The 26481-nt window shown below is 59.4% G+C and carries 24 protein-coding genes; 12 read left to right on the top strand and 12 right to left on the bottom strand.

The window, feature by feature from the left end; all coding sequences use genetic code 11:
• Positions 1-684 precede the first annotated feature (684 nt).
• From ACYVI2_RS06515 to ACYVI2_RS06490, 6 genes are all read right to left on the bottom strand, one after another.
• On the bottom strand, positions 685-1002 hold the full coding sequence (locus tag ACYVI2_RS06515) for a hypothetical protein (RefSeq protein ID WP_415820292.1): 318 nt from the start codon (positions 1000-1002) through the stop codon (positions 685-687).
• Between the two features lie 15 nt (positions 1003-1017).
• Positions 1018-2541, bottom strand: a complete 1524-nt coding sequence (gene lysS, locus ACYVI2_RS06510; RefSeq protein ID WP_415820293.1) for a lysine--tRNA ligase — start codon at positions 2539-2541, stop codon at positions 1018-1020.
• A 5-nt stretch (positions 2542-2546) separates the two neighbouring features.
• Positions 2547-3302 (bottom strand): SDR family oxidoreductase, encoded by a 756-nt coding sequence (locus ACYVI2_RS06505; RefSeq protein ID WP_415820294.1) that lies wholly within the window; start codon positions 3300-3302, stop codon positions 2547-2549.
• A 56-nt stretch (positions 3303-3358) separates the two neighbouring features.
• Positions 3359-4463 (bottom strand): peptide chain release factor 2 gene (gene prfB / locus ACYVI2_RS06500; RefSeq protein ID WP_415820295.1). Its coding sequence is split into 2 segments (ribosomal slippage): positions 3359-4381 and positions 4383-4463, totalling 1104 coding nucleotides; the frame shifts between segments, so codons are not numbered across the junction.
• Positions 4464-4510: 47 nt separating this feature from the next.
• On the bottom strand, positions 4511-6211 hold the full coding sequence (gene recJ / locus ACYVI2_RS06495; protein ID WP_415820296.1) for a single-stranded-DNA-specific exonuclease RecJ: 1701 nt from the start codon (positions 6209-6211) through the stop codon (positions 4511-4513).
• Positions 6193-7173 (bottom strand): hypothetical protein, encoded by a 981-nt coding sequence (locus ACYVI2_RS06490; protein WP_415820297.1) that lies wholly within the window; start codon positions 7171-7173, stop codon positions 6193-6195. Before ACYVI2_RS06490 ends, recJ begins: the two co-directional genes overlap by 19 nt.
• Positions 7174-7403: 230 nt before the next feature.
• Between ACYVI2_RS06490 and ACYVI2_RS06485 the strand changes: the two genes are divergently transcribed.
• The 11 genes from ACYVI2_RS06485 to ACYVI2_RS06435 all read left to right on the top strand — a co-directional run bounded on the left by ACYVI2_RS06485 (position 7404) and on the right by ACYVI2_RS06435 (position 17673).
• Positions 7404-8636 (top strand): lipoprotein-releasing ABC transporter permease subunit, encoded by a 1233-nt coding sequence (locus ACYVI2_RS06485; protein ID WP_415820388.1) that lies wholly within the window; start codon positions 7404-7406, stop codon positions 8634-8636.
• Positions 8629-9336 carry a lipoprotein-releasing ABC transporter ATP-binding protein LolD gene (gene lolD / locus ACYVI2_RS06480; RefSeq protein WP_415820298.1) on the top strand — a complete coding sequence of 236 codons (708 nt, stop codon included), beginning with the start codon at positions 8629-8631 and terminating at the stop codon, positions 9334-9336. Before ACYVI2_RS06485 ends, lolD begins: the two co-directional genes overlap by 8 nt.
• Positions 9337-9360: 24 nt before the next feature.
• Positions 9361-10167, top strand: a complete 807-nt coding sequence (locus ACYVI2_RS06475; RefSeq protein WP_415820299.1) for a TatD family hydrolase — start codon at positions 9361-9363, stop codon at positions 10165-10167.
• A gap of 132 nt (positions 10168-10299) precedes the next feature.
• Positions 10300-11226, top strand: coding sequence for a LysR family transcriptional regulator (locus tag ACYVI2_RS06470; protein ID WP_415820300.1), 927 nt, complete (start codon positions 10300-10302; stop codon positions 11224-11226).
• 184 nt (positions 11227-11410) lie between these two features.
• A complete protein-coding gene (locus tag ACYVI2_RS06465) occupies positions 11411-12412 on the top strand; it encodes a threonine ammonia-lyase (RefSeq protein WP_415820301.1) in 1002 nt (333 codons plus the stop codon).
• An 11-nt stretch (positions 12413-12423) separates the two neighbouring features.
• Entirely contained in the window at positions 12424-13491 is a 1068-nt protein-coding gene (locus ACYVI2_RS06460; RefSeq protein ID WP_415820302.1) for a DUF4392 domain-containing protein, read from the top strand.
• Complete coding sequence (locus ACYVI2_RS06455; RefSeq protein WP_415820303.1) at positions 13488-13961, top strand: RidA family protein; 474 nt, start codon at positions 13488-13490, stop codon at positions 13959-13961. The genes ACYVI2_RS06460 and ACYVI2_RS06455 overlap by 4 nt, the downstream gene beginning before the upstream one ends.
• Before the next feature lie 52 nt (positions 13962-14013).
• Entirely contained in the window at positions 14014-15333 is a 1320-nt protein-coding gene (locus tag ACYVI2_RS06450) for an MFS transporter (RefSeq protein ID WP_415820305.1), read from the top strand.
• 183 nt (positions 15334-15516) lie between these two features.
• Positions 15517-16134 carry a glutathione S-transferase family protein gene (locus ACYVI2_RS06445; protein ID WP_415820306.1) on the top strand — a complete coding sequence of 206 codons (618 nt, stop codon included), beginning with the start codon at positions 15517-15519 and terminating at the stop codon, positions 16132-16134.
• 25 nt (positions 16135-16159) lie between these two features.
• On the top strand, positions 16160-16774 hold the full coding sequence (locus ACYVI2_RS06440) for a carboxymuconolactone decarboxylase family protein (protein WP_415820307.1): 615 nt from the start codon (positions 16160-16162) through the stop codon (positions 16772-16774).
• Entirely contained in the window at positions 16771-17673 is a 903-nt protein-coding gene (locus ACYVI2_RS06435; protein WP_415820308.1) for an amidohydrolase family protein, read from the top strand. Before ACYVI2_RS06440 ends, ACYVI2_RS06435 begins: the two co-directional genes overlap by 4 nt.
• Positions 17674-17696: 23 nt before the next feature.
• Here the strand turns inward: ACYVI2_RS06435 and ACYVI2_RS06430 are convergent, their stop codons facing one another.
• The 6 genes from ACYVI2_RS06430 to ACYVI2_RS06405 all read right to left on the bottom strand — a co-directional run bounded on the left by ACYVI2_RS06430 (position 17697) and on the right by ACYVI2_RS06405 (position 25452).
• Entirely contained in the window at positions 17697-18659 is a 963-nt protein-coding gene (locus ACYVI2_RS06430) for a LysR family transcriptional regulator (protein WP_415820309.1), read from the bottom strand.
• 96 nt (positions 18660-18755) lie between these two features.
• Positions 18756-19733 (bottom strand): Bug family tripartite tricarboxylate transporter substrate binding protein, encoded by a 978-nt coding sequence (locus ACYVI2_RS06425; RefSeq protein WP_415820311.1) that lies wholly within the window; start codon positions 19731-19733, stop codon positions 18756-18758.
• Positions 19734-19767: 34 nt separating this feature from the next.
• Positions 19768-22098 (bottom strand): acyl-CoA dehydrogenase, encoded by a 2331-nt coding sequence (locus tag ACYVI2_RS06420; protein WP_415820312.1) that lies wholly within the window; start codon positions 22096-22098, stop codon positions 19768-19770.
• Positions 22095-23318: a CaiB/BaiF CoA transferase family protein gene (locus ACYVI2_RS06415; RefSeq protein WP_415820313.1), complete on the bottom strand. Its 1224-nt coding sequence runs from the start codon at positions 23316-23318 to the stop codon at positions 22095-22097. Before ACYVI2_RS06415 ends, ACYVI2_RS06420 begins: the two co-directional genes overlap by 4 nt.
• 95 nt (positions 23319-23413) lie before the next feature.
• Entirely contained in the window at positions 23414-24205 is a 792-nt protein-coding gene (locus ACYVI2_RS06410) for an enoyl-CoA hydratase/isomerase family protein (protein WP_415820389.1), read from the bottom strand.
• A 26-nt stretch (positions 24206-24231) separates the two neighbouring features.
• Positions 24232-25452 carry a CaiB/BaiF CoA transferase family protein gene (locus ACYVI2_RS06405; RefSeq protein ID WP_415820314.1) on the bottom strand — a complete coding sequence of 407 codons (1221 nt, stop codon included), beginning with the start codon at positions 25450-25452 and terminating at the stop codon, positions 24232-24234.
• Positions 25453-25732: 280 nt separating this feature from the next.
• Here ACYVI2_RS06405 and ACYVI2_RS06400 point away from each other — a divergent pair, with 280 nt between their 5' ends.
• Positions 25733-26449 carry a 2OG-Fe(II) oxygenase gene (locus tag ACYVI2_RS06400; protein ID WP_415820315.1) on the top strand — a complete coding sequence of 239 codons (717 nt, stop codon included), beginning with the start codon at positions 25733-25735 and terminating at the stop codon, positions 26447-26449.
• The last annotated feature ends 32 nt before the right edge of the window (positions 26450-26481 follow it).

The raw sequence follows: 26481 nt of genomic DNA, 5'->3' as shown, positions 1-26481 counted from the left end.
GCACACACGCGAATCGCTATCGGTCCGGGCATGCAACGGGGTGGCGTGGTGCTTGGTTGGAAGATCTGCTTGGCTAGAGTTGTTGCATGCGAAGAAGCGTCGCACATTTTTGGATATCGCGAAACTGTGGGGCGGACAATCGTCTGCTGATTTATGAGAAAACGTTGTTCGAAAGATCTTCTGCTGGCCTATGAAAAATCGTCGATCGAGAGATCTTCTGTTCATCGCCAACGCCAAAGCCGTCGCATGCAGATCACGAACGCTATGCATAGGCGCGCCCGTAGGCGCCTATGCATAGCCGCCCTGCAAAATATTCATCCTTGCAAAAATCCGATCCTACGAAGCCTACGTAGACCGCTCGTGCCAGCCACGAGGGAATCAGAGACGATGCGAGTCGAAGCGGGGCAGTGACCGTGTTGGCGCGCCTCGGAGTCGCGCGAGCGGAAGTCGTAGGAAGGCCCGAAGGGGCCGTACGAGACGAGCGATGCGGCAGTCGGACGCGCAGGCGGCCGACCGACTCCGTGAAGCGCCAACACGGTCACTGCCCCGCTTCGACGTCCAATAGCACTAGATCCCCGTCCTGCCAGCGCGCCAACGCCTGATAGCACTCATATCCTCGCGTTGCAACGCTCAATAAACCGGCATCTTTCCTCGCACACAACGGCGAGCTTGCCACGTATCGGATCAGCGCGGCCGCTTTGTCCAAGCAGCCAGCGCGCAAGCGATAGACAGCACGAACAGCACACCGCCGATGCGCAGCAGGCCAGTGCCATTGAGCACCTCGCCACCGCCCGTGATGACGCCCGCCAATCCGCCGAGCCAGAGCAGCAGGCAGAAAAGCGCCAGGATGAATAGCAGTGTGGCCGCGCTGGCGAACAAGTTCAGGGCCAGCCGGCTGCCGCGTGTGGGTGCGGCTGATACGGCAGGGGCGCGGCGCTTGGGCAGCACCACGTACATGATGAGGACGATGAAGACCGCGATGATCAGTATTTTGACGAGCATGGCGGTCCAGTCCGATTAGTCTTCGCGTCGCAGGTGAGGGAACAACAGCACATCACGGATCGTGGGGCTGTCGGTCAGCAGCATGATCAGGCGATCGATGCCGATGCCGCAGCCACCCGTCGGAGGCATGCCGTATTCCAGCGCGCGAATGTAATCGGCGTCGTAGTACATGGCTTCTTCGTCGCCAGCGTCTTTGGCTTCGACTTGGGAACGGAAACGTTCGGCTTGGTCTTCGGGGTCATTCAATTCCGAGAAACCATTGGCGATCTCACGGCCGGTCATGAACAGCTCGAAACGCTCGGTGATGCCGGGGCGCGTGTCGGAGGCGCGGGCCAGTGGCGAGACCTCGACTGGGTAGTCGATGATGTAGGTCGGGCTCCACAGTTTCGCTTCGGCCGTTTCTTCGAACAACGCGAGTTGCAATGCTCCGAGTCCGGCGCGTGCAAGCACGGGGCCCGAGACATCGGCACCCAGGCGCTTGAGTTCGCCACGGACGAAATCGATGTCATCCAGTTGGGCCTGCGTGTAATCAGGCGCGTATTTGAGGATGGCTTCGCAGATGGTCAGGCGGTCAAAGGGCTTGGACAGGTCCAGCTCGCGTTCCTGGTACGTGAGCACGGCGCTGCCGGTGGCGGCGATGGCAGCTTCGCGGATGACGTGTTCGGTGAAATCCATCAACCAGCGGTAATCCGCATAGGCCGCGTAGAACTCCATCATCGTGAATTCGGGGTTGTGACGCGGGCTGACACCTTCGTTACGGAAATTGCGGTTGATCTCGAAGACCCGCTCGAAACCGCCCACGATCAGGCGCTTGAGATAGAGCTCGGGCGCGATGCGCAGGTACATTTCCATGTCCAGCGCATTGTGGTGCGTGACGAAAGGCTTGGCCGCGGCACCGCCAGGGATGGGGTGCAGCATGGGCGTTTCGACCTCGAGAAAGCCCGAGTCCAGCATGACTTGGCGAATACTGCCGATGGCCTTGCTGCGCGCCTCGAAAGTGCGGCGCGTGCCTTCGGTCATGATCAGATCGACGTAGCGTTGACGGTAACGCAGTTCCTGGTCTGCAACGCCGTGGAATTTGTCGGGCAGGGGGCGCAGCGATTTCGACAGCAGGCGCGCCGTGGTCGCGTGCACCGAGAGCTCGCCCTTGTTGGTTTTGAAGACCGACCCTTCGATGGCGATGATGTCACCGATGTCCCATTGTTTGAACGCGGCGTAGACGTCCTCGCCCAGCGTGCCGCGCTCCAGATAGATCTGGATGCGGCCGCTGCTGTCCTGGACGGTGGCAAAGCTGGCCTTGCCCATGACGCGTTTGAGCATCATGCGGCCGGCGACTTTGACTTGCACACTGGCATCAGCCAAGGCTTGTTGTTCTTGTTCGCCGTATTGGCGGTGCAAGTCGGCTGCACGCGCGTCCGGGACGAAATCGTTGGGATAGGCGACGCCGGTTTCGCGGAGTTTGGCCAGTTTGGCGCGCCGCTCGGCGATCAAGCGGTTTTCATCTTGGGCGGACGGGGCGGCGGGCGTATGGTCGGTCATGGTGATTACTGGTAATTGCGGATATCGTCGATTTCAGTTGTGCCGAAATCGTCACGGTCTAGATAGGCCAGGATGCGAGCGGCGACGTCGGCGGGGGAGGCCAATTTGCCGGTGGCGTGGAATTCCTGGAATTTGGCCAGCGCCGGGAAATCGGCGGGATCGCTGGCGCGGATAGTTTCTTGCATGCCGGTGTCAACGATGCCGGGAGCTAGCGCGACGGTACGTACGCCGTTGCTGCCTTGTTCCTGTTTGAGCACGCGGGTGTACATGTCGACGGCGGCCTTGGTGGCGCAATAAACGCCCCAGCCTGCGTTGGGATTGCGGCCCGCGCCCGACGAGATATTCAAGACGCGGCGATCGGCTTGCAGACCCTGCACGGCGGCGATGAACCGGGCCGTCAGTAGGATCACGGCGGACACGTTCAGCGTAAAGGCCGTATTGATAGCGGCTCCATCAGTCAATGTCCCAACGGTCGCGACGGGCTCGACGGTGCCGGCATTGTTGATCAGCAGATAGCGTTTGGCATCGCGAGGCAGGGAGGCGCAGACACGTTCGGCGGTTTGTTCGGCCGCCTGCAGATCGGAAAGATCGACCTGGATTTGTTCGAGCTCAACGCCCTGCGCCTGTGCCAAGGCGGCCAGCTCCGGGTCGGCGCGGCGTGCCAGAGTGATCAGCCGCGTGCCGGGGCGGACCAGGCCGCGAGCCAAGCCTGCGCCAATACCGCGCGAGGCGCCAGTCAGAATTGCAATCGTATCGGTCATGCGCTTGCCCTCTTTAGGAGTGAGGCTTGCACCAGGACGCGGTGCAAGCCGTCGTATCACACGCCTTGCTTCAGGCTGGCCTGGATGAATGGGTCCAGGTCGCCGTCCAGGACTTTCTGTGTGTTGGAAATTTCCACATTGGTACGCAGGTCCTTGATGCGGCTCTGGTCGAGCACGTACGAACGGATCTGGTGGCCCCAGCCCACATCGGTCTTGGAGTCTTCGAGCTTTTGCTGTTCCTCCATGCGGTTGCGCATCTCCAGCTCGTAGAGCTTGGATTTCAACATCTGCATGGCTTCAGCACGGTTACGGTGCTGTGAACGGTCGTTCTGACACTGCACCACGATACCCGTGGGCATGTGGGTCAAGCGCACGGCCGAATCGGTCTTGTTGATGTGCTGGCCGCCCGCGCCGCTGGCACGGTAGGTGTCCACGCGCAAGTCGGCCGGGTTGACCTCGATTTCGAACGAGTCGTCGACCTCGGGGTAGACGAACACGCTGGCAAACGAGGTATGGCGGCCGCCCGACGAGTCAAAGGGACTCTTGCGCACCAGGCGGTGTACGCCGGTTTCGGTGCGCAAAAAGCCGAATGCGTACTCGCCTTCGAGTTTGATGGTGGCGGATTTGATGCCCGCGACTTCGCCCTCGGATTCTTCGAGCACCTCGGCTTTGAAACCCTTGCGTTCGGCGTATTTCAGATATTGCCGCAGCAGCATCGAGGCCCAGTCCTGGGCTTCGGTGCCGCCAGCGCCGGCCTGGATGTCGAGGAAGCAGTTCATCGGATCGGCGGGATTCGAGAACATGCGGCGGAATTCGAGGCCCTCCAGTTTCTCCTGGAAACTGCCGGCGTCGCCCTCAATGGACTCCAGCGTGGCGTCGTCGTCATCGGCGGCCGCCAGTTCGAAGAGCTCCTGGGCATCCGCGATGCCGCTGTGCAGCGCGCTCAGCGTTTCGACGACGTCTTCGAGGGACTTTTTCTCGCGCCCCAGATCCTGGGCGTGTTTGGGGTCATTCCAGACCGCGGGGTCTTCGAGTTCTGCATTGACGACCTGCAGGCGTTCGGCCTTCAGATCGTAGTCAAAGATACCCCCGTAACGCCAACTCGCGCTCTGCGTAGTCAGCGAGGCGGGCGGCGAGTTGGTTCTGACGTTCGGCTTCCATGGTGAATCCTGATAGCAATTAAGCGAAACCCAACATTTTAGCGTGGATTACTCCGCGTGCTCGACGACGAGCTGAGCGGACACGACGCCGTTCCAGACGTTGGGCTCGAGACGGTATGCGACCTGCACGTGTTCAGGCAGCGACTGGTCGTGGCTGAACCAGATGGCGTCAAAACGCTGGTGGCCGCGCTCCAGGGAGAGTTTCAGATGTTTTTCGCCCACCAGACGCTGGTTGCGGACAATGAATTCGTCCAGGAACAGCGGGGCGGCAAAGCCTGCGCCCCAAACCTGTTGTTGCAGCAGGGTGGCCACCTCGGCATTGGCATAGCCGGATTCGAGCGAACCATCTGTTTCCAATAGGGGCTCGAAATGATTGCGCCCGGTCAGTTCCTGGACCGCCGCGTCAAAGGCGGGAGCAAAGGCGGCAAAATCCTGGCGACCCAGCGTCAGGCCCGCCGCCATGGCGTGCCCCCCGAACTTGCGGATCAGCCCCGGATGGCGCTTGGACACCAGATCCAGGACATCTCGCAGATGCACGTCGGGAATAGACCGGCCGGAACCCCGGATTTCGTCATCGTCGGCCGGTGCAAAGGCCAGGGTAGGGCGCCAGAATTTCTCTTTCAGGCGCGAGGCGACCAGGCCTACCACCCCCTGGTGCCAGCCTGGATCGAACACGCAGACTGTCGCGCCAGGGGCGGCTCCTGCGCTTTCCATGGCAGCCAGGGCCTGTTCGCGCATTTCCGCTTCGATGCCGCGGCGTTCTCGATTGATCTGGTCGAGCTGGCGCGCCATGTCCAGCGCCTCGGCTTCGTCATCGGTGGTCAGGCAGGCGATACCCAGACTCATGTCCGCCAATCGCCCAGCCGCGTTGATACGAGGACCGATTGCGAATCCCAGGTCAAAGCCGCTGGCATTGCGCGGCTCGCGCGAGGCGACGGCAAAGAGGGCACGCAGCCCAGGCTGCATCCGTCCCGCCCGCATGCGCTGCAGGCCTTGGGTGACCAGCAGGCGATTGTTGTTGTCCAGTTTGACCACGTCGGCCACGGTGCCCAAGGCAACCAGATCGGACAATGCGTCCAGGCGGGGGCCGCCGTCGGCCGGGTAAACCCCGCGCCGGCGCAGTTCGGCACGGACGGCCAGCATCACGTAGAAGATGACGCCCACTCCAGCCAGGTTTTTAGAGGGGAAGCCGCAGCCCGGCTGATTGGGGTTGACCAGGGCCAACGCGTCGGGCAGGGTGTCGCCGGGCAGGTGGTGGTCCGTGACGACCACGCCAATGCCGGCTGCATTCGCCGCGGCGACCCCATCCACGCTTGCGATCCCGTTGTCCACGGTAATGATCAGGTCTGGTTTGCCATTGCGGTGGGCGCAGGCCAGATCGACCACGGCAGGCGACAGGCCATAGCCGGTTTCAAAACGATTGGGAACCAGGAAATCGACATTGGCCCCAAAGGCACGCAACGCCCGCAACCCGACGGCGCAGGCGGTGGCCCCATCGCAGTCATAATCGGCGACGATCAGCAATCGTTTCCCTGCCGAGATCGCGTCGGCCAGAATGCGGGCGGCGTGATCCACGTGGGTCAGGCCCCCGGGAGGAATCAACGCGGGCCACGCCATGCGGGTTTGCTCGGGATGAGTCACCCCGCGTGCCGCCCATAGTCGGGCTAGCAACGGATGAATGCCCGCGGCCTCCAGCGAGAGTCGGGCATCGTGATTGGTCGATCGGACAGTTAGACGGGGCGAGACCACCAGGAATTCCAATTCTTTTTAGGCGCAGGCAGCCAGGCGAGCAGGCGGCTGCGCGGTTGCAAGGTAAGCGTGGCGCGTCGATCGGCGCCCAGCAATATGAGTTGTGCCGGCTGCGCAGGCAGGCCGGAGGCGCCGCTGAGCGGCTGGATATGATGCTTGTCCAGATCGGCCAGAGCGTCGAGCCAAGTCGCCCAGTCTTCGGCGCGATGGGCGGCATCCAGTTCCGTGAGGAGATGCGTTTGGCCCGCAGACGGGGCGGAATCATCTCTCGTGACCGAACTCGTCGGAGCTTTTTCCCAGCGCCGTGCGCCACCGTACAGCCACAGTGCGTTGACGGGCGGCAACCCTCGTTCGGCCCGGGCCTCGTTGGCCGGATGTTCATACCAGGCCATTTGTATTTCATTGAGCAAACGCCGCCAGGGCCGCATTGCGGCGTCCTGGCTCCACCAGTCGCGCAATGGTTGACCGGCGACGGCGGCCGGGCTGCCTGTGCGGGGTTCCAGACCCTCGGGCAGCGTCAACCGCCAGCGCTGCGGTGTCAGGGCAGTGACGCCGAAGCCCGCAGCCTCAATGCTGGGCAGCGCCGTGGCCAACAGGGTCTCGGCCTCGTCCGCCCGGATGTCCATCAGGCCTGGATCCAGCAAGACGGCTTGATCCGTGCCTAGAGACAGATGCGCCAAATCGGCCAGCCATACCGGACGGTCGTCGTTGACGACGTCACCTGCCAAAAATGGCCCCAGCCCTGCTCCTGCAGGTGTCCCGGCGGCGGGCCGATAGCCAGCTTGCTCAAGCTGCCAAGCCTCATACGGCGTACAGCCTTGCGCGCGGACATCAAAACCGTTCACCTGGGCGGCGGCGGACTGCAGCCAGCCGTGCAGAACAGGCGCGCGCTGCGGCAGCAAGCGCGCCAACTCGGCGGCAACAGGTAAAGAGGGCAGAGCGCCCGGAATTACGATCAGCATGACGACGATTGTAGTCGTTGCGAGCTATCGAATTTCCGAGACACTGTCTCGGAATTATCAGAGATCGACACGCTTCCCGATTTCCGTCCACATATTTCCGAATGTTGTTTCCTGGTACATCTGGGAACTGCCCTGGTGTTTGCGGTTCAAACTCACGTCCCAGTTAATGCCATAATGCACGCGTGCTGAAAATACCTTATGAACTATGGATCGGCGCCCGCTATGCGGGGATGGCCCGACTCCGCAAACGCCGTGGCCGCCGCGATGGCTTTATCTCTTTCATTTCCGCCAGTTCCATGGTGGGTATTGCGCTGGGCGTCGCTGCCCTGATCGTCGTGCTGTCCGTGATGAACGGTTTTCAGAAAGAGGTGCGCGACCGCATGTTGTCGGTGCTGCCGCATATCGAGCTGTACATCCCGGGCGCTTCGCCCGAGCGTGTCATCGAGCAATGGCAAAAATTTGCCAGCGTGGCCGAGCGCAATCCCGAGGTCAAAGGGGCCGCGCCCTTTGTCGCCGCGCAGGCCATGGTGGTGCGCGGTCAGACGCTGCGTGGCGCACAGGTGCGTGGTATCGACCCCGAGCGCGAAGGGCAGGTGTCGGATCTGCCCCAGCAAATGGTCAGTGGCAAACTCTCCGACCTCCAGCCCGGAAGCTTTGGCGCCATCCTGGGTAGTGACCTGGCCAACATGATGGGGGTAAAGGTCGGCGATACGTTGATGATGATGGCGCCGCAGGGCTCGATCAGCCCGGCAGGCTTTGCGCCGCGCATGCGTCAGTTCACTGTGGCCGGCATTTTTTCATCCGGCCATTACGAGTACGACTCCAGCCTGGTTTTCGTCGATAACGAAGACGCGGCAAAGATGTTCCGCGACAGCGGCACCGGCGGCGTACGCCTGCGGGTGAAGGACATGCAGCGCGCGCCGCAGGTGGCGCTCGAGCTTTCCAAAACCTTGCCGCCGTATGTGATGGCAAGCGACTGGTCGCGCAACAACCGCACCTGGTTTGCCGCCGTGCAGACCGAAAAACGCATGATGTTCCTGATCCTGGCGATCATCGTTGCGGTCGCGGCTTTTAATCTGTTGTCCTCGCTGGTCATGGTGGTCAAGGACAAACAATCCGACATCGCGATCTTGCGCACCTTGGGCGCCAGACCGAGCGTGATTGCACGCATTTTCCTCGTGCAAGGCATGTTGATCGGTGTGGTGGGGACGATCATGGGCGTTGTGTTCGGCGTGTTGATCGCCTACAACGTGGATGTCATCGTGCCATTTATCGAAGGCCTGCTCGGTGTTCATTTCCTGCCTCGCGAAATCTATTTCATCAGCGAGTTGCCGTCCGATCCGCAATCTCAAGATATCGTCGTGATCGCAGTGACGTCGTTCGTGCTGTCGTTGTTGGCCACCTTGTATCCCAGTTGGCGCGCCTCGCGCCTGCAACCCGCACAGGTGCTGCGCCATGACTGATAACGACTTGACACTACAGGCGGGTACCCCCGCCTTGCAGGCCAACAACCTGAGCAAGGTCTATGACGAAGGTCCCGCCCGTATCCAGGTCCTGGACAACGTCAGCCTGACCGTCGAACGCGGCGAGATGGTGGCGATTGTCGGCGCCTCCGGTTCTGGCAAGAGCACGTTATTGCACATCCTGGGACTGCTGGATGTGCCGAGCGCTGGCGAGGTCACGGTTGACGGCGTCTCAGCCGCGGGGCTGTCCGAGGTCCAAAAAAGCGCCTTGCGTAATCGCAGTCTGGGGTTCGTGTATCAATTTCACCATCTGCTGTCGGAATTTTCTGCACTGGACAACGTCGCGATGCCCTTGATCGTGCGCCGCGAAAATCGTGACACGGCGCGCGAGGCGGCTCGCAAAGTGCTGTCGCTCGTGGGTTTGGCCGAGCGTGCCGAGCATTACCCAGGTCAGTTGTCCGGTGGCGAGCGTCAGCGTGTCGCGCTGGCGCGTGCGCTGGTCACACGGCCCGCCTGCGTGTTGGCCGACGAGCCGACTGGCAACCTGGATCGTGGCACCGCCCATAAAATGTTCGAGCTGCTGACCCAGGTGAATCGCGAGTCCGGCACGGCATTTGCTATTGTGACGCATGACATCGAATTGGCTGCGCGCGCGGATCGGCAATTGCTGATGGAGCGCGGGCAATTGGTTTCGGGGTAACCCACTCATCGGCACGAGGCTGCCATGTTGATCGACACACACTGTCATCTCGACGCCTCTGAATTCGATCCTGACAGAACGCAGGTGGCTGAGGCGGCATGGGCGGCCGATGTGCGCAGGATCGTGATTCCGGCGGTCGAGGTCGCAAATTTCGCTACTGTGCAGGATCTGGCCGCACAGATCCCGGGCGGCGCGTATGCCTTGGGTATCCATCCGCTTTACGTGAGCCGTGCCCAGGATGCCGATCTGGATACCTTGCGCCAAGCCGTGATCCGCGCGTTGGATGACCCCCGTTTCGTGGCGATAGGCGAGATTGGATTGGATTTTTTCGTCCAGGACATCGCATCAGGCGAGCCGCGCGAGCGCCAGGAATATTTCTACGATGCGCAGCTGGCCTTGGCCGCGGAGTTCGATCTGCCCGTGTTGTTGCACGTGCGCCGGTCGCAAGACATCCTGCTGAAATACCTGCGCCGTCGCACGGACGTGCGCGGAGGCATCGCCCACGCCTTTAACGGCAGTGAACAACAAGCGCATGCCTTTGTGGATCGCGGCTTTGCGTTGGGGTTAGGGGGCGCAATGACTTACCCGCGTGCCCTGCAGATCCGTCGTCACGCTGTGGATGTCGGGCTGGAGCATCTGGTCTTGGAAACCGATGCTCCGGATATTCCTCCTGCTTGGTTGTATGAGCCGCATCGGCGCAATTCCCCCGATCAATTGCCGCGTATTGCTCAGGTTCTAGCCGAACTGCGAGGGCAGAGTGTGTCCGACATTGCCGAGGCGACGACGGCAACAGCGCGACGGGTATTGCCTCGTTTGGCGCTTCAGGACTGACGTTCCTGCGAGCGGAAGGAACGGTAGCGAGTCTCCTATAGGCGATCAGCGCCTATGTACAATCCCGTGGAAAAATCTTTTATTGTCTCGGCGGCATGAGCGATATCTCCGAGCAGCAGGGGGGCGGGTCAGATGAATTTCAAAAGCCTCGAGGTCTTCTACTGGGTCGTCAATCTCAGCAGCTTTAACAAGGCTGCAGTCAAACTGCATACTACTCAGCCAGCGGTATCGCAGCGCATTGCCGCGTTGGAAACGGAGCTGGGCATCAAGGTGCTGGATCGCAGCGCTCGCGCTATTAAGCTGACAGCCAAGGGCCGAGTGCTCTATGACTACGCCGAGCGATTCATGGCATTGCATGCGGAGATGATGCTGAAAGTTGCAGAGGATCAAGCGGTGAGCGGCGTCATGCGGTTGGGTGTTGCTGAAACGATCGTGCACACATGGTTGGTAGAGTTTCTGGAACAGTGCCGTCAGCGGTATCCCAATCTGATTATCGATATTGTGGTGGACATCACGCCGACATTGCGTGAGGCGGTCAAGTCCGGTGAGTTGGACATGGCGTTTTTGCTGGGACCGCAACAGGACGGGGACTTGATTGAAACGGCGCTTTGCAGTTATGAACTGAATTTTTTGTCGGCGCCGTCGTTAAAGCTGGGCAAGGAACCTTTGTCCAATAGCGATGTGACGGCTCATCCATTGATTACCTTTCCCAAGCGGACCTATCCCTACACCTATCTTTATCAGGAGCTGACTACGCCTGAACACGGCTCTCCGCGGATCTTCACGAATTGGTCGCTGTCGACCATCGTACGCATGGCAGAGGATGGGTTCGGCGTTTGCGTGGTTCCTCGCCTGGCTGTGTTGAAAGAGGTGGAGCAGGGACGTCTCAAGGTGCGGCGTACGCAATTGAAGCTGCGGGATTTGAGCTTTGCCGTGGCTTACGCGCGGGGCAGTGACCAAGCGACCAAGGTCGCTTTGGCCGAGTTGGCCTGCGAGGTGGCCCGGCAGGCAGCTGCGGGACCGCGTCGCCGCCCACGCGCCAAGCCGGTCGAACGCTAGGGTTCATACATTAGTGCTTACCCTGATCGCCACTCACTTAGCTGAGCGGCTTGGTGAGGTTTTCCCTGGGAAAGTGGTTATGAATAAGCTTATCTTATTGATTTCCATCCAAAAACAAAATTTGTTGTTATAGGTGTGGCGGGCTGTAATGGCTGAGCAATTTCACATTCAGCCAGGAACAGTCTTGACCACTATCTCAACCACCCCAGACGTTTTTGCTGTGTCGCTTAGCGACATACAACAGGCCCACGAGCGCATTCGCCCGCACATCGTGCGTACGCCACTGTTGGAAAGCGCCGCGCTCAATGACTTGTTGGGCGCCCGCATTCTGGTGAAAGCCGAGTCGCTGCAAAATACCGGCGCGTTCAAGTTTCGTGGCGCCTGCAATCGGCTTCTGCAGCTCAGCCCTTCACAGAAACAGGCTGGCGTCGTGGCGTTTTCGTCGGGCAACCATGCGCTGGCGACATCTGCGGTCGCACGCACGCTGGGCGTTCCCGCGTCGATCATCATGCCTGCCGATGCGCCCAAAGCAAAAATCGAAGGTGCGCGAGCTAACGGTGCGAACGTTATTTTGTACGACCGCCTAAAAGACGATCGGGAGGCTATAGGTGCAGAGATCGCCGGCAAAACCGGCGCAGTCATTGTGCCGCCGTACGATGACCCCGACATCATGGCTGGGCAGGGCACGGTAGGTCTGGAACTGGTCGAACAAGCCCAGGCCTTGGGCGTGACGTTGGACGCGGTGATCGCTGCCAGCAGTGGTGGCGGTTTGGTGGCCGGCGTGGCAACAGCGGTCAAGGCTCTGTCGCCGCAGACTGCGGTCTATGCGGGTGAGCCAGCGGGTTTTGACGAGTTGGCGCGTTCGCTCGCTTCTGGCCAGCCCGAGAGCAATGCACCAGGCGCGCAATCGATTTGCGATGCGTTGCAAGTCGTACGCCCCGGCAAGCTGACGTTCCCTATCAATCTGCATTTTCTGGCGGGTAGTCTGGTCGTCAGTGATGACGATGTCAGGCGCGCAATGAAGATCGCCTATCAGCATTTGAAGCTGGTAGTCGAACCCGGCGGCGCCGTGCCGTTAGCTGCGTTATTGGCAGGCAAATTGGATGTGACCGGCAAGACCATTGCTGTCGTACTGAGCGGCGGCAATGTTGATGCCGCCATGTTTGTTGACGCGTTGACCGCTTGAGTGTACCCGCCATGTTGAATTCTGATTCCACTACTTATCATCGCGTCGCTCGCACGATCGACGATTTCATGCGTGTCGATTACACCGGCGTGGGCCTGATCGGCAATCTCTATAACGCGCTGCAAAAACGCCAGCCTGGTTATGCCTGCATGGGGGCGGCTGAGCGGCTAGTGCAGGCTGTTCAGCAAAGTAGAGGTCCAATCTTGATCGCTACGGGTTTTCCGGAGGGAGGCGGCGCGCCTGAAACCGATGGTCCGATTGGTGCGGCCTTGATGGCGCGCGCGTTTTTTCTCGGGCTGAGCCGCGAGACAGTGATCGTCATCGACGAAGATTGGGAGGAAATGATGGTTGCTACTTGCCGTGGAGCGGGTTTGGCGCCCATGCCGTTTCCACACGATGGCGTGATTAAACCTTTCGATTTCCTACGGCCTGTCTATATCAAGACAGTTCCCAAAGACAATCTTGGGGCGCACGCCATATGCGACGATCTGATCCGCATTACGCAACCCAGTGCGGCCATCGCGATTGAGCGGCCTGGCCGTAACGCCAAGGGCCTGTATCACGGCCTCGGCGGTCGACCCTTGGACGGTCTGGTTGCCAATTTGGACTATCTGTTCGATCAAGCCAAAGCCGCAGGAATTCCGTTCATTGGCATCGGTGACGGGGGCAACGAACTGGGCATGGGAGTGATTGCTGAAGACTTGCCGGGCTTTTCTCCCAAAGCAGCGGACACAGGTATTCCAGGGCGCGGTGGAGTTGCTGCCGTCACAGCGGCAGACTGGCTCGTCGTATCCAATGTGTCCAACTTTGGTGCTACCGGTGTTGTGGCGGCCTTGTCGGCATTGCTCGAGAACCCAGTGGTATTTCATTCTCCGGAGCTGGAAACGCGCAGTACTGAATTATGTGTGGCCAGTGGCGGAGTGGACGGCATGTTCATGGCGCCGGAGCCCGCGCACGATGGCATCGCGATGGAGGAATACGCAGGTATGGTCCGTGCGTTGCGAGGCAGCGTCATGCGTGCGCTCGGACATTCCATCAATTGGCAGGGCCACCAGGGCGACTGGAGGCAGTTGAAATGAGTACCGCCACGCTTTCCGCACGCTTGCGCGAATTGGGGATGACGCTGCCCTCCACAAATCCGCCACGCGGCGCATATGTGCCCGCCATGCGGGCGGGAGATCTGCTGTTTATTGCGGGCCAGGCGCCACGTCTGGATGGGGTGCTGAAGTTCTCCGGTCGCGTCGGCCGTGACATCAGTATCGAGGCCGGTCGTGAGGCTGCACAGATATGTGCGTTGAACGTGTTGGGCCATTTGGCGCACGCCTGCGATGACCAATTGGATCGCGTTGTGGCCGCCGTGCGCTTGGCTGGTGTGGTCAATTGTGCTGAAGACTTCACGGCGCATTCCCAGGTGCTGGACGGGGCCTCTGAACTCATTGCAGCCGTTTTGGGCGATCGTGGCCGCCATGCTCGTATTGCAACAGGCGCGTCTTCGTTACCGTCCGGGATGGCGGTCGAAGTCGAGGCTATTTTTCAACTCAAGTCATAAACGCGAGGCCCGGTTCGCCGGGTACCTATGCAACATTCTCAAGGGATAAACCATGCAGGCAACATTGAATCCACCTGTGCACGCGGGCCAGGCGACTGAGCGCAACGCGGTGTACCGCAAGGTCGCTTTACACATCATGCCGTTCTTGATGCTTTGCTATGTGGCCGCCTACCTGGATCGGATCAATATCGGTTTTGCCAAACTGCATATGCTGAACGACCTGGGTTTCAGCGACACAGTCTACGGATTGGGCGCGGGGCTGTTCTTCATTGGCTACTTGATCTTTGAAGTCCCCAGCAATCTGTTGATGATGCGCATTGGCGCCAAGAAAACAATCTCGCGCATCATGATTCTGTGGGGGGTGATCTCGGCCAGCTTTGCCTTTATCGAGACGCCCACTCAGTTTTATATTGCCCGCTTTTTGTTGGGAGCCGCTGAGGCCGGCTTTTATCCGGGCGTCATTCTGTACCTGACTTATTGGTTTCCTGCCAATAAGCGCGCCAAGATGGTGGCTTTGTTTGTCGGCGCTGTTCCTCTGTCAGGCATGATAGGAGCACCGCTATCGGGCGCTATCATCGAATTGGGGCACGGCGCGCACGCTCTATCCGGTTGGCAATGGATGTTTTTGATCGAGGCCGTACCGTCATTACTGTTGGGCCTGCTTTGTTTGAAGTATTTGGCGGACAGCCCCGCTGTGGCAACCTGGTTGTCATCCAGCGAGCGCGAACTGATCGAGGCCGACCTGTCGGCCGAGAAAGCGTTGGCCAAGAACGATAAGTCCACGGGTTCGCTGGCGGCAACACTGCGAGACCGTCGCGTCTGGAAAATGACCTGCATCTGCTTTTGCTCGGCCATTTGTTCTTATGGTGTGTCGTTCTGGCTACCGACACTGGTTCAGCAACTTAACGTCGGCGACGTCATGCATGTGGGGTTGTACACCGCTGTTCCCTTTACCGCTGCCTTTATTGTTATGTATTTGATCGGCCGCAATTCGGATCGTATGCGTGAACGTCGCTGGCATCTGGTGGGACCGTTCATGTGTGTATGCGCTGGTCTCATTGGTAGTGTCTGGTTCCACGATTCGATGGGCATGGCGCTTTTTGCTCTGACCATTGCGGCAATTGGTGCCTACAGCACGACCTCTATGTTGTTTACGATCCCAGGGCTCTTTCTATCAGGGGTTGGGATGGCGGCGGGGGTAGCGATGATTAATTGCTTTGGTGGATTGGGCGGATTCGTCAGTCCCTATGTCGTCGGGGTTGTGAAAGACGTGACAGGTAGTACGGATAACGGTGTAATTTTTATTGCCTGCATAGCGGTGATCGGTGCGGCGTTGACGCTGACGTTGCCGAAAACGTTGGTGAATCGTTGATTGTGCCAATACTGCCTTGATGTCAGGCATACGCAGAGTGTGCGGATGTCTGACTTTCTGGGAGACGAGTCAACAACCATTCTCAAACCCTGCATAGCAGATTTGTCATTCCTGGCATAGCCAGTTAAAAGACGGTCTCATATCATCCTGTCTAAGAAGGTAAAGCCATATCAGGAGAAACGCATGAAACTGCATTGGTCGCCACGCTCGCCGTTTGTACGCAAGGTCATGATCGTGTTGTACGAGGCCGGCATGGAAGATCAGGTGACGTGCGTACGTACGCCTGTTGCGATGGACAAACCCAATTTGGATCTGGTGCCGGATAACCCACTGATTAAATTGCCGACTTTGGTATTGGACGATGGCACAGGCATTTACGATTCGCGGGTGATCTGCGCGTATCTGGATGGGCTGGCAGGTACGGGATTATTGCCCAGCGAACCGAAAGCACGATTGACTGCCGAGCGCCGCCAGGCATTGGGTGACGGGTTTCTCGATGCACTGTTGCTGTATCGTCAAGAGCGCAATAAATCTCAGGAAAGGCAGACGCCCGCATGGCTGAGCGCTTTTGACTTGAAGGTGAGAGCGGTGTTGGCCGCTCTGGAAAAAGAGGCTCCCGAACTAGAGAAAACTCCTTTTGATTTAGGATTGCTATCGATAGGTTGCGCCCTGTCGTACATGGATTATCGGTTTGCCGATCTGCCATGGCGCGATGATCATCCTGCCTTGGCGGTTTGGCATCGCCGTTTCAGTGAGCGCCCTTCGGTCGTCCGCAGTCAACCAGACGATGCTGCAGTATGAGTGCCAGTGCAGCCAGGAGAATTCAGTGAGCCGTATTCCATTTCCCACGCCCGATACGATGAACGAGGCGCAGCGTGGCGTCTATGAACGTATCGTATCCGGGCCGCGTGGCCGATTGGTGGGCCCGTTGCGTGCTGCGCTGCACAACCCTGAGTTGGCGGAACGCTGGCAGGCCTTTGGCGCTTTGCTGCGATTCGGTACCAGCCTGCCGCCGCGCGTGAGCGAGTTGGCGATTGTCGTTACTGCACGGCGCTGGAACAGCCAGATCGAGTGGCATATTCATGCGCAGGCCGCGCTGGACGCCGGTATCGACGCCAGTGTCCTGGATGCCATCCGCGAACGGCGCGTGCCGGAATTTGAAACGGCCGCCGACGAGATCGTCTACGAATACGCGCGGCAACTGCAGGAAACCAGCCGCGTGGAGTCGGCTCTGCACGCAAAGGCGGTTGCACAATGGGGTGTCGCGGGTGTGGTCGAATTAACGGCCGTCATTGGCTACTACACGCTGGTATCGATGACCTTGAATGCGCATGAGATTCCCATGCCCGACGAGGCGCCGGAGCCATTGGACGTGCCGATCGCCTCTGGCCAACCGAGCTTGAGCACGTTGCCTCCTATCGTGAATCAGGATAAGCCATGATGCTCGAATCGCAGGCGATCTCGTACGTTCCCGAAACCATTGAAACCCCGCGTATGCCTGGCCGGCCGCGCCATGAATTGCCGGCGCAGGCGTGCGACACGCATTGCCATGTGTTTGGGCCGTATGACCGGTTTCCATTGCAGCATGCGTCATCGTACGCAGCACCGGATGCGCCCGCCGAGCGTTATCTGACGATGTTGGACACATTGGGTGCCCAGCGGGGCGTGTTGGTTCAGCCTGCGCCCTATGGGACAAATCCCGCAGCATTGCTGGATGCCCTCGCGCGTGGGCAGGGGCGTCTGCGAGGGGCCGCTGTAGCGGACGCCAGTGTCAGCGATACCGAGCTCCAGAAGATGGCCGACGCGGGCGTGCGGGCGTTGCGCTTTGTCGAGGCGAGAGACCCTGCTGGCCGGTTATTCCCAGGCAGCATAGGTTTTGAACAGGTGGCGGCACTGGCGCCGCGCATGAAGCAGTTTGGCCTGCATGCCCAGCTATGGGGACCTAGCGATGTCTATGAGCGGCATCTTCCGTCACTGGTACGGCTGGGTCTGCCGCTGGTGATCGACCATATGGGCAGCCTGGCGCCCGCACGTGGATACGCCGACACGGTGTTTCAACTGCTACGTGCGCAGTTGGCTGAGGGCACGATCTGGATGAAATTGAGCGTCTGCCGGGTCGGGGCAGCGCCTGATTATGCCGACGTCAAAGCACTGCACGATGCTTTTGTCGCTGCGAATCCGGATCAGGTCTTATGGGGATCGGATTGGCCCTATGTACGCATGGGCGAGAACGCCCCGGCTGCGGATGCGTTGATTGATCTGGCGTGGGACTGGCTGGAAACTGATGTGCTGCGTCAGAAGGTATGGGTAGATAATCCGGCGCATCTGTACGGGTTTTAATCTTGCGGCCAAGGCACGTACGGCTATGGACTGACGTGCCAGATACCCTCATCACCGATTTCTCGCACTAGCGCCTCGATTTGATCTGCGACCTCCTTGACCGTGCGGCCGGGGCCTTTGCTGCGAGCGTAAGCCATGGAAATAATCCGCCCCATGGTCGGGTTGCGCAGTGCGGCGACGCTGAGCCGTCCTTCGTGCACTTCCTGCCATACTGCATGCAGAGGCAGCACCGTGTACATGTTTTCGTGTTCCACGATAGACTTCATCAAGGGTAGCGAATCGGCCTCAATTAGCGGTGATATGGTAATTTTGCGTGCCCGCGCCAGGCCATCCAGCGTATTTCGCAAACCATTCGGCGCGCCCGGCAAAATGAACGGCAGGCCGTCCAGCGCATCGAAATCGATCTCAGCGGATTGCGTGAGCGGATCGTTCGCCGCGCCAATCAAATACGAGTCCACATAGGCCAGCGCTGTTTCCCCGGGCGGGCATTTTTCCGCATAACGATACAGGATCGCGATATCCACCCGGCTATCGGTGAGCCATTCTTCGATCTGCCCGCTGGAGCCCTCGAATATTCTCAGATGGACCTTGGGAAATTGTTTGCGCAGACGTGAGAATAGCCTGCGTATCATGGGGTGTGCAGTCGATGGCAGCAGGCCCAGCCTGACTTCGCCAGCGGGTTCTCGAGCCTGGCCATTGACCTCGAGCTCCAGGCGTTCGGCATCATCCAATAGTGTGCGAACGAGTGGAAAGAGCCGTTGCCCCACCTCAGACAAATGCACGCCGCGGCCGGTACGATTGAACAGGCGAGCATTGCACTCGCGTTCGAGCGCGTTGATGCGGCGGCTGAGCACGGACTGATCTTGATCCAGATGCAAGGCGGCCCGCGTGATGCTGCCCAATTCCGCAATGGCGATGAAAGCACGCCATTTATGCAGGTCGGCAGTCAGGTCCAGGCTTGGGCTAGTGGCTTTGACAGAGGGCATGGTCGTTCGGAGAGGCAGAGGGCGATCACACTATACGGCAGCCTGCAGCGGCGTGCAGCTTTGATAGTGCGCGCCCTAGTAGTCAGGGCAGTCTATTTACTGCAGGCCCAATTTTCCTCGGCGGATGACGTCTCCCCATTTCGTTGATTCGGCTTCCATGAGCGAGCGGTATTCGTCCGGTGTGGTGGCTGCAGGTACGGCGCCCTGGTCGATCATCTTGCGATGCAACTCGGGGTCGGCAAGTGATTCGGCAATCGCTGAGGCCATTTTGTTCACGATGTCCGTGGGAGTGCCCGTCGGGGCAATGACCCCATAGTTCGATTCAACCTGCACGCCGGGAAATCCCAGTTCTTTAGTCGTTGGGATATCGGGCAGGCCCTCAAAGCGTTCGGCGCTGCCGACCGCCAGCGCACGTAATTTGCCGGCCTTGATGAACCCCAGCACTGCCGAAGCATCGCCCAGAAATAACTGCACTTCATTGGCCAAGAGTGCAGTGACAGCCGGCGCGGCGCCCTTGTAGGGAATGTGTGCGATGTCGATACCTGTCTGCTGCTTCAGCAACTCGACCCCTAAATGCGGCGTGGTCACATTACCTGCCGAACCATAATTGTATTTCCCGGGATGCTGTTTCGCGGCGTCGACAAAGGCGGAGAGGGTGGTCTCTGGTAATGTGGGATTGACCACGAACACCATGGGAATACGTGCGACGAGCGAAACGTACTGGATCTTGGAAACATCGTAGGGCACCTTCATCACGTGGGGTAGTCCAGATATCGCCCCTGGAACGCCGAATCCAAACGTCGATCCGTCCGGTGTGGCACGGACGGTGGCATCTACACCGATGGTGCCCGAGGCGCCGGCCTTGTTTTCCACAACGATGGTTTGTCCCAGCTTTTTGCCCAGAGTAGGCGCGAGTAACCGCGCCAAGCTATCGACCGACCCTCCAGGCGGGTAGGGCACGATCAGACGTATCGGTTGATTGGGCCAGGGTTGAGCCGCCTGTGCGGAAATGGGTTGTGCTGCACCTAGTGCCAGGGCAAAAACGGCGGCCAGGATGGCGCGAGGGCTTGTCATTAGTCGTCTCCTTGTGGCGCGATCGTCGCGCGAGTTATGCCACGTCCAAACCCAGAACCTGTTTGGCGTAGATATTGCGTTGTATTTCGTTGGTGCCGCTGAAAATGGTGGCGGCCATGGCGTTGATATACGGGGCTAGTGCGTACACCTTGCCATGTGCCTCTTCGATTGCCGCGCCGCCATACTCTTCGGTGGCTTGAATCAGCAATGCGCCCAAGCGTTCGTGGGTTTCGGTCGCCCAGATTTTTAATAGCGATAGCTCGGGCGGCAACGGCTGGCCTGCCCGTGCCATGTCGGCAAAGACTTCGTACATTGCGGTCAGGTCAGCCGCATCCATGCGCAGTTCCGCCAATCTGTCGCAAAAGGCGGGATCCGTCAGCAAGCCTCGCTGGCGCGCGAGGTGGAATATCTGCTGCAGCGTGTGATTCGCATGCTTGGGGCTGCCGCTGAACAAGCGTTCAAAGCCGAGCAAGGCCTTGGCAATAGTCCAGCCGGCGTTGAGCTCGCCTACGAGGTTGCTGCGCGGGACACGGACTTGGTCAAAGAACACCTCGCAGAATTCTTCGTGGCCTGCCAGTGTCCGGATCGGACGGCGAGTGACGCCCGGTGTGCGCAGATCGACCAATAGGAAACTGATGCCTGCCTGTTTTTTGACTGTCTTGTCGGTACGCACCAACATGAACATATGTGTCGCATCCTGCGCCAACGTAGACCAGGTTTTCTGCCCGGTGACGATCAGGTCGTCGCCGTCAATGACCGCCTCGCAGCGGACCGCCGCCAGATCGGAGCCCGCATTCGGTTCTGAATATCCCTGGGCCCAGACGTCTTCACCTGACAGGATGCCGGGTAGAAACCGGTCGCGCTGTGCTTGAGTGCCGTAGCGAAACAGGATGGGCCCGAGCATGATCAGGCCTTGATCCGGGGCGCGTGCTACGCCGTAGCGTTCGGCTTCTTCGATGTAGGCGATCAGCCGTGCCGGAGACAAGGCCATGCCGCCATGCTCCAGCGGCCACGACGGTGCAATCCAGCCTTGGCGGGAAAGTGTGAAATACCAGTCTTTGATTTCACTCCAGTGCAAGCGCCGCGCCACATGGCGCAAGTGCGGCGGGTAATAGCGCCGGAAAAATCGCTGAAGCAGGGCGCGAAACTCTTCCTCCGGCATGGTGTTCCAGTCGGCATGGCGGGGAAATGCTTCGTCTATGATTGAGGTCTCGTGGTCCTCGTCGTCCGTTTGCGGGGGAACAGGCGTCAGCGCCTGAAACCGCTGCCGATGTGCCGTGGCGTTGCCCAGCCACGAGGCCAGATGCAGCACGTTGTTGAAATACAGACTGACGTCGCATTCGTCGGTGTATCCGATGGCGCCATGCAATTGCACCGCTTGGCGTCCGGCTTCCAGTCCGGCCTTGGCGGCGCGTGCTTTTACGCGGCTGGCGGTGGCTCGGATAGCAGCGCGATCACCGTGCTCGAGGCTGTTCAGCGCATTCAATAGACTCTTTGCCGCCAACTCGACTTGCAGCGTGGTATCAACGAGCCGGTGTTGCAAGGCCTGAAACGAGGCCAATGGTTTACCAAACTGTTGACGCGTATTCAGATAGGTTACCGTGTCCGCCAATACCTGACGAGCTGCGCCTATCAATTCGGCAGATTGCATCAGACGACTCAAGTCCAATGCCGTATCAATCGCGTCTGCCACGCCGTGCCGGGCTATCAATGCTTCTGGCGATACAGCAACGGATTCCAGTATCAAGTGGCAGGCTCGGCTGCCGTCTGCGCGCATATAACGGCGGACCTGAACGCCAGGTGTATGGGCCGCAACGTAAAACAGTGCGAGGTCTTGCTCGCCGTCGGCGGACACGAGCCAGCCGTCAACATCGTCGCCTGGGATGACATGGCGTTTTTCGCCATTGAGCACATAGGTGTTTTCGAGCCAGGTGACGTTGACACCGAACGCGCCGGCGGCTTCTTCGGTCTCCAACTGACCATCGGTTTCCTGCCACGCGAGTGCGACGATACGCTCACCGTTGCAGATGTCTTTCAACAACGATTCGCGGAACTGTGCGCCCTGCGGGTCCTCCAGGCGCGTCAGGACTGCGGCAGGCAATATGGCAGCGCTGATCAGAGGTTCGGGCAGTTGGGCTCGACCGGCTTCCTCCATCACGGTTGCCATCGCATGCCAGCCTAGACCCAGCCCTCCATGTTGTTCGGGCACTGCCAGCCCTAGCCAACCGACGTCCGCGATGGTGCGCCAATAGTCTCGGTCCAGTGGTGCATTCAGACGTTTACGCTTCTTTTGATCCAGCCGTTGCAGAAAGTCTCGTGCGCTATCGCGGATTTCTTCGATCAGAGAGGGGTCGGGGCAGGTCATACGATGCCGTCCTGTTGCAGTTGCGCGATCTCGTCTGAAGTGAGTCCGAGTTCATCAACCAGGACCTCGGCCGTGTGTTCGCCCAGTAATGGAGGTGGCCGGTTCGTTGTCACTGGCGTGCCGGAAAAATGAATCGGGTTGCGAATGAAAGGCATCGAGCCCAGGCTGGGATGCGGCATCTGTCCCACTACCTGCCGATGTTTGACTTGAGGGTCTTCGAAGACTTGATCCATGGTATAGATCGGGCCGCACGGCACCTTGGCCTGTTCCAGCGCGACGATCCAATCACCGACTTTTCTCGTGAGCATGGCCGGCTCTATCAGGCTGGAAAGCTCGGTCTGTGCCGCAGCGCGTTTGGGATTCGTGACAAAGCGCGGATCGTTGGCCAAATCAGGCAGGCCGATCACGCTGCAGAAACTTTGGAATTGGGTGTCGTTGCCAACGGCTACCATGAGATGCCCATCTGCGCAGGCAAAGGCCCTGAACGGAGCCGTGATCTGGGAAGACGACCCCGTACGCCTAGGCAGCGTGCCCGTTGCCAGATAGTTCATGCCGATATGCGACATCGCTGCGATCTGGGCGTCCAGCAATGCCAGATCGATGTGCTGTCCACGGCCGGAATGCTGATCGCGATGGTGCAGGGCAGCCAACATGGCGCACACGGCGTAGAACCCGGCAGTGAGGTCGGATACCGAATAGCCGGCCTTGACGGGGCCGGCACCTGGTTCACCGTCGGGGACGCCGGTCACGCTCATCAAACCGCTCATCGATTGAAAGATCGGGTCGTATCCGGGCATATGGCTATAGGGGCCATCCTGCCCGAATCCCGTAATCGAGCAGTAAATGAGCCGCGGATTCAGTTCCGATAGCGCCGCATAGTCCAAGCCATAACGGCGTAAGTCGCCGGCCTTGAAATTTTCAATCAGAATGTCCGCATTCTGCGCCAGGCGGCGAATCAAGTCTTGGCCTTGCGGGCGCGAAATATCGATGGTCAGCGACTGTTTACCCCGATTCATGGCTACAAACGACGATGTTTCACTGCCGGGGGTGCCATCAGGGCCTGGCATCTTGTAGCCCTGATGGCGCACGTCATCACCGCGGCCAGGACGTTCGACCTTGATGACGTGTGCACCGAAATCCGCCAGCATCTGCGCCGCCCAGGGGCCAGAAAACACACGGCTCAGATCCAATACTTTTACGCCGTCCAGCGCTCCTGACATGATGTCTCCTTGTTTGTTGGACGCGTGTCGAGCAAAACCCTATGCAGGCCTTGTCTCGTTACCCGTGAACGTTCTGCGTGAACGGATCGGATGTCTTACCGGCCTTGGAAAACCGGCGGGCGTTTTTCCAGAAAGGCGCGCCGCGCTTCTTGTGCATCTTCCGTTTTTGCGATGGCAGCCGTCATATCCTGTTCGTAGCGATAGCCATCGCGCAGACTCATTTCCTCAATGGCATTGAGCGTTTGTTTCGCCAGCACCGAGGCGAGCGGGCTCTTGGAGGCAAGCTCGCGCGCCAACGCCATGGCCTCGTCCATCAGTGTTTCGGCCGGCACGGCAGCCTCGACAATGCCCAATCTGTATAGCTCGTTGCCATCGACTCGCAAGCCCGTCAGCATCATGCGGCGCAGGCGCGAGTGGCTGAACAAGCGCATGCCGTGACGGCCGCCTCCCAATAGCCCGACATTGATTTCCGGCAGGCCTACCGTGGCAGTCGTCGCGGCAATCAGGATGTCGCAAGAAGCCACGATCGCCAGACCGGCACCCAAGGCCGGGCCATTAATCGCTGCGATGACCGGTTTGGCGCATTCCCGAATGGCGTGAAAACACTCCCGCGTCCTGCGCGAGTGCTGAGGCAGATCGCCCGGTCCTTTGATCGTGGCGGCACGGTTTTTCAGATCCGCGCCGGCGCAGAACGTCTTGCCTTGTCCCGATAGCACGACCGCTCTGACCTCTGGGGTCTCGGAGATGCGGTCCAGCACCCACGACAGCTCGTTCATCATCTCTGTCGAGAGTGCATTGACGGGCGGGTTGGCCAGGAGAATCACGGCGACACCGTTGTCCAGCGTGATATCCAGGGCGGTATAAGGACCTTGCAGAGCGGGGGGCATAGTCAAAGCTGTCTCCTTGTGATGGATCAGATAATTTTGCGGGCGCGCAAATCCTGGATACGTTCGGTACTCATCCCCAGTTCGTTGAGAATGTCGTCCGTGTGTTCGCCCAATAACGGCGGGGCACGATCCACACGCAAGTCAGAGTGGCCGAAACGCAGGGGGTTCATGACTTGAGGGACTGAGCCCGCGACGGGATGAGGCAGGTGGCGCAGCAGGGCGCGATGCTGCACTTGCGGGTCGTCGAAGACCTCGGCAACGTTGTTGATAGAGCCTGCAGGCACGCCTGCCTGCTTGAGCTTGTCCAGCCAATATGCTCGTGGCTGGCTTGCAAAGACGGCATCCAGTATCGGATCCAGGCTTTCCAGGTTTTTGACGCGCTGGCTATTGGTTGCATAGCGGGCGTCCTGGGCCAACCCTGGCTGTTCAATGACATCGCATAGCGTCACAAATTGCGCGTCGTTGCCGACCACAATGATGATGTCGCCGTCGGCGCAACTGAACGTGCGCTGCGGTTGAATGTTGGGGTGAGCGGTGCCGGTACGTTTGGGGATACGGTTACCCAATAGAAAGTTCATTGCTTGGTTAGCCAGCAGACCTACCTGCACATCCAGCATCGAGACATCGACGTACTCCCCTTGACCCGTCTGGGTGCGGCGCAGCAATGCCGCCACAATACCCAGTGCGGCGTAAACCCCGGTGCTGAGATCCACAATAGGAACGCCGACTTTCTGTGGGCCGCCGCCGGGTTTATCATCCCGCTCTCCGGTCACGCTCATCAAACCGCCCATGGCTTGGATGAGAAAATCATAGGCGGGCTCTGCTGCGCGGGGGCCGGTCTGCCCAAAGCCGGTGACAGAGCAGTAAATCAGCCGCGGATTGATAGCAGACAGCGCGGCATAGTCCAGGCCCAGGCGTGCGAGCGTACCGACTTTGTAATTTTCCAGAACCACATCGGCGTCGCGGCATAGTGTTTTGACGAGCTCTTGCCCCTCCGGGGTCTGCAGGTCAAGGGTGATGGAGCGTTTGCCGCGATTGGTCGCAATGAAATATGCCCCATCGCTGGTGTCCTCGCCCGCGTTGTTTTTCAGAAAGGGTGGCCCCCAGGATCGGGTATCATCCCCGCGCCCGGGGCGTTCTACCTTGATGACGTCTGCGCCCAGATCGGCCAGAATCTGGCTGGCCCACGGGCCTGCCAACACCCGACTGAGATCCAGCACTTTGATATTTGACAACAGCGCAGGCAAGACCCTCTCCTTGATTCCTGTAACGTGTTGCCAGTCTAGGAATTCCCGGTACGAGAAGGCAGGGGTCTGACAGACAAAGCTGTTATGTGCTTGGCGTCAAGAAGGGTCGATGATGAGCAATGGAGCCATAACGAGAGGCGTCCGGATATGAGGCCAGGACTTGAGTGCGTATCGCGCACCGTTGACCAGAATAAATTCGACCGCAAAGACCGGGGTGTCGCACATGAGGCAGGGTTTTTATACTGATCTCATCCCTTTAAGTCTATGGAGAGGCATACCGTTGAGAGCCACCGCCAAACGCGAACGACCTGCCTTGACCTGCAATTGGGCGGACATCGAACATTCGCTTGATACTCATGGACACGCCGTACTGCCCAGGCTATTGAACGCAGAGCAGTGCGAAGCCCTCGCTGCGCTTTACGCTAAAGACGACGCGTATCGCTCGCGCATCGTCATGGCTCGCCATGGGTTCGGGCAGGGCGAGTACAAGTATTTCGCTTATCCTTTGCCGCCGGTGATAGACCAACTGCGTCACGAGTTGTATCGCGGCCTGGCACCGATCGCGAATCACTGGAATCAGCAACTAGGGATCGATGTGCAGTATCCAGACGAGTTGGATGCCTTCTTGCAACGGTGCCAAGATGCCGGCCAAACCCGACCAACGCCACTGATGCTGCATTACACCGAGGGCGGTTACAACTGTTTGCATCGGGACTTGTACGGCGAACATGTTTTTCCGCTGCAGGCGACCATCTTGTTGTCCAGGCCTGACAAGGATTTCGTCGGTGGAGAATTCGTGATGACAGAGCTTTCAGCGCGAAGCCAACGCGTGGAAGTGGTGCAGTTACGCCAAGGGGATGCCGTGGTGTTCGCCGTCAATGAAAGGCCTGTGATGGGGAAACGAGGCACACGCAAGGGCGCGATGAGGCATGGCGTCAGTCGTATCCAATGTGGTGAGCGATACACCGCAGGTTTGATTTTTCATGACGCTCAATGAGCCAATGAGTATGCTGTGAGTGAGGCAGTTGC

The sequence above is a fragment of the Bordetella tumbae genome (assembly GCF_054780995.1).
The sequence above is the reverse complement of the archived record's forward strand: the minus strand, read 5'-3'. Positions and strand labels throughout refer to the sequence as shown.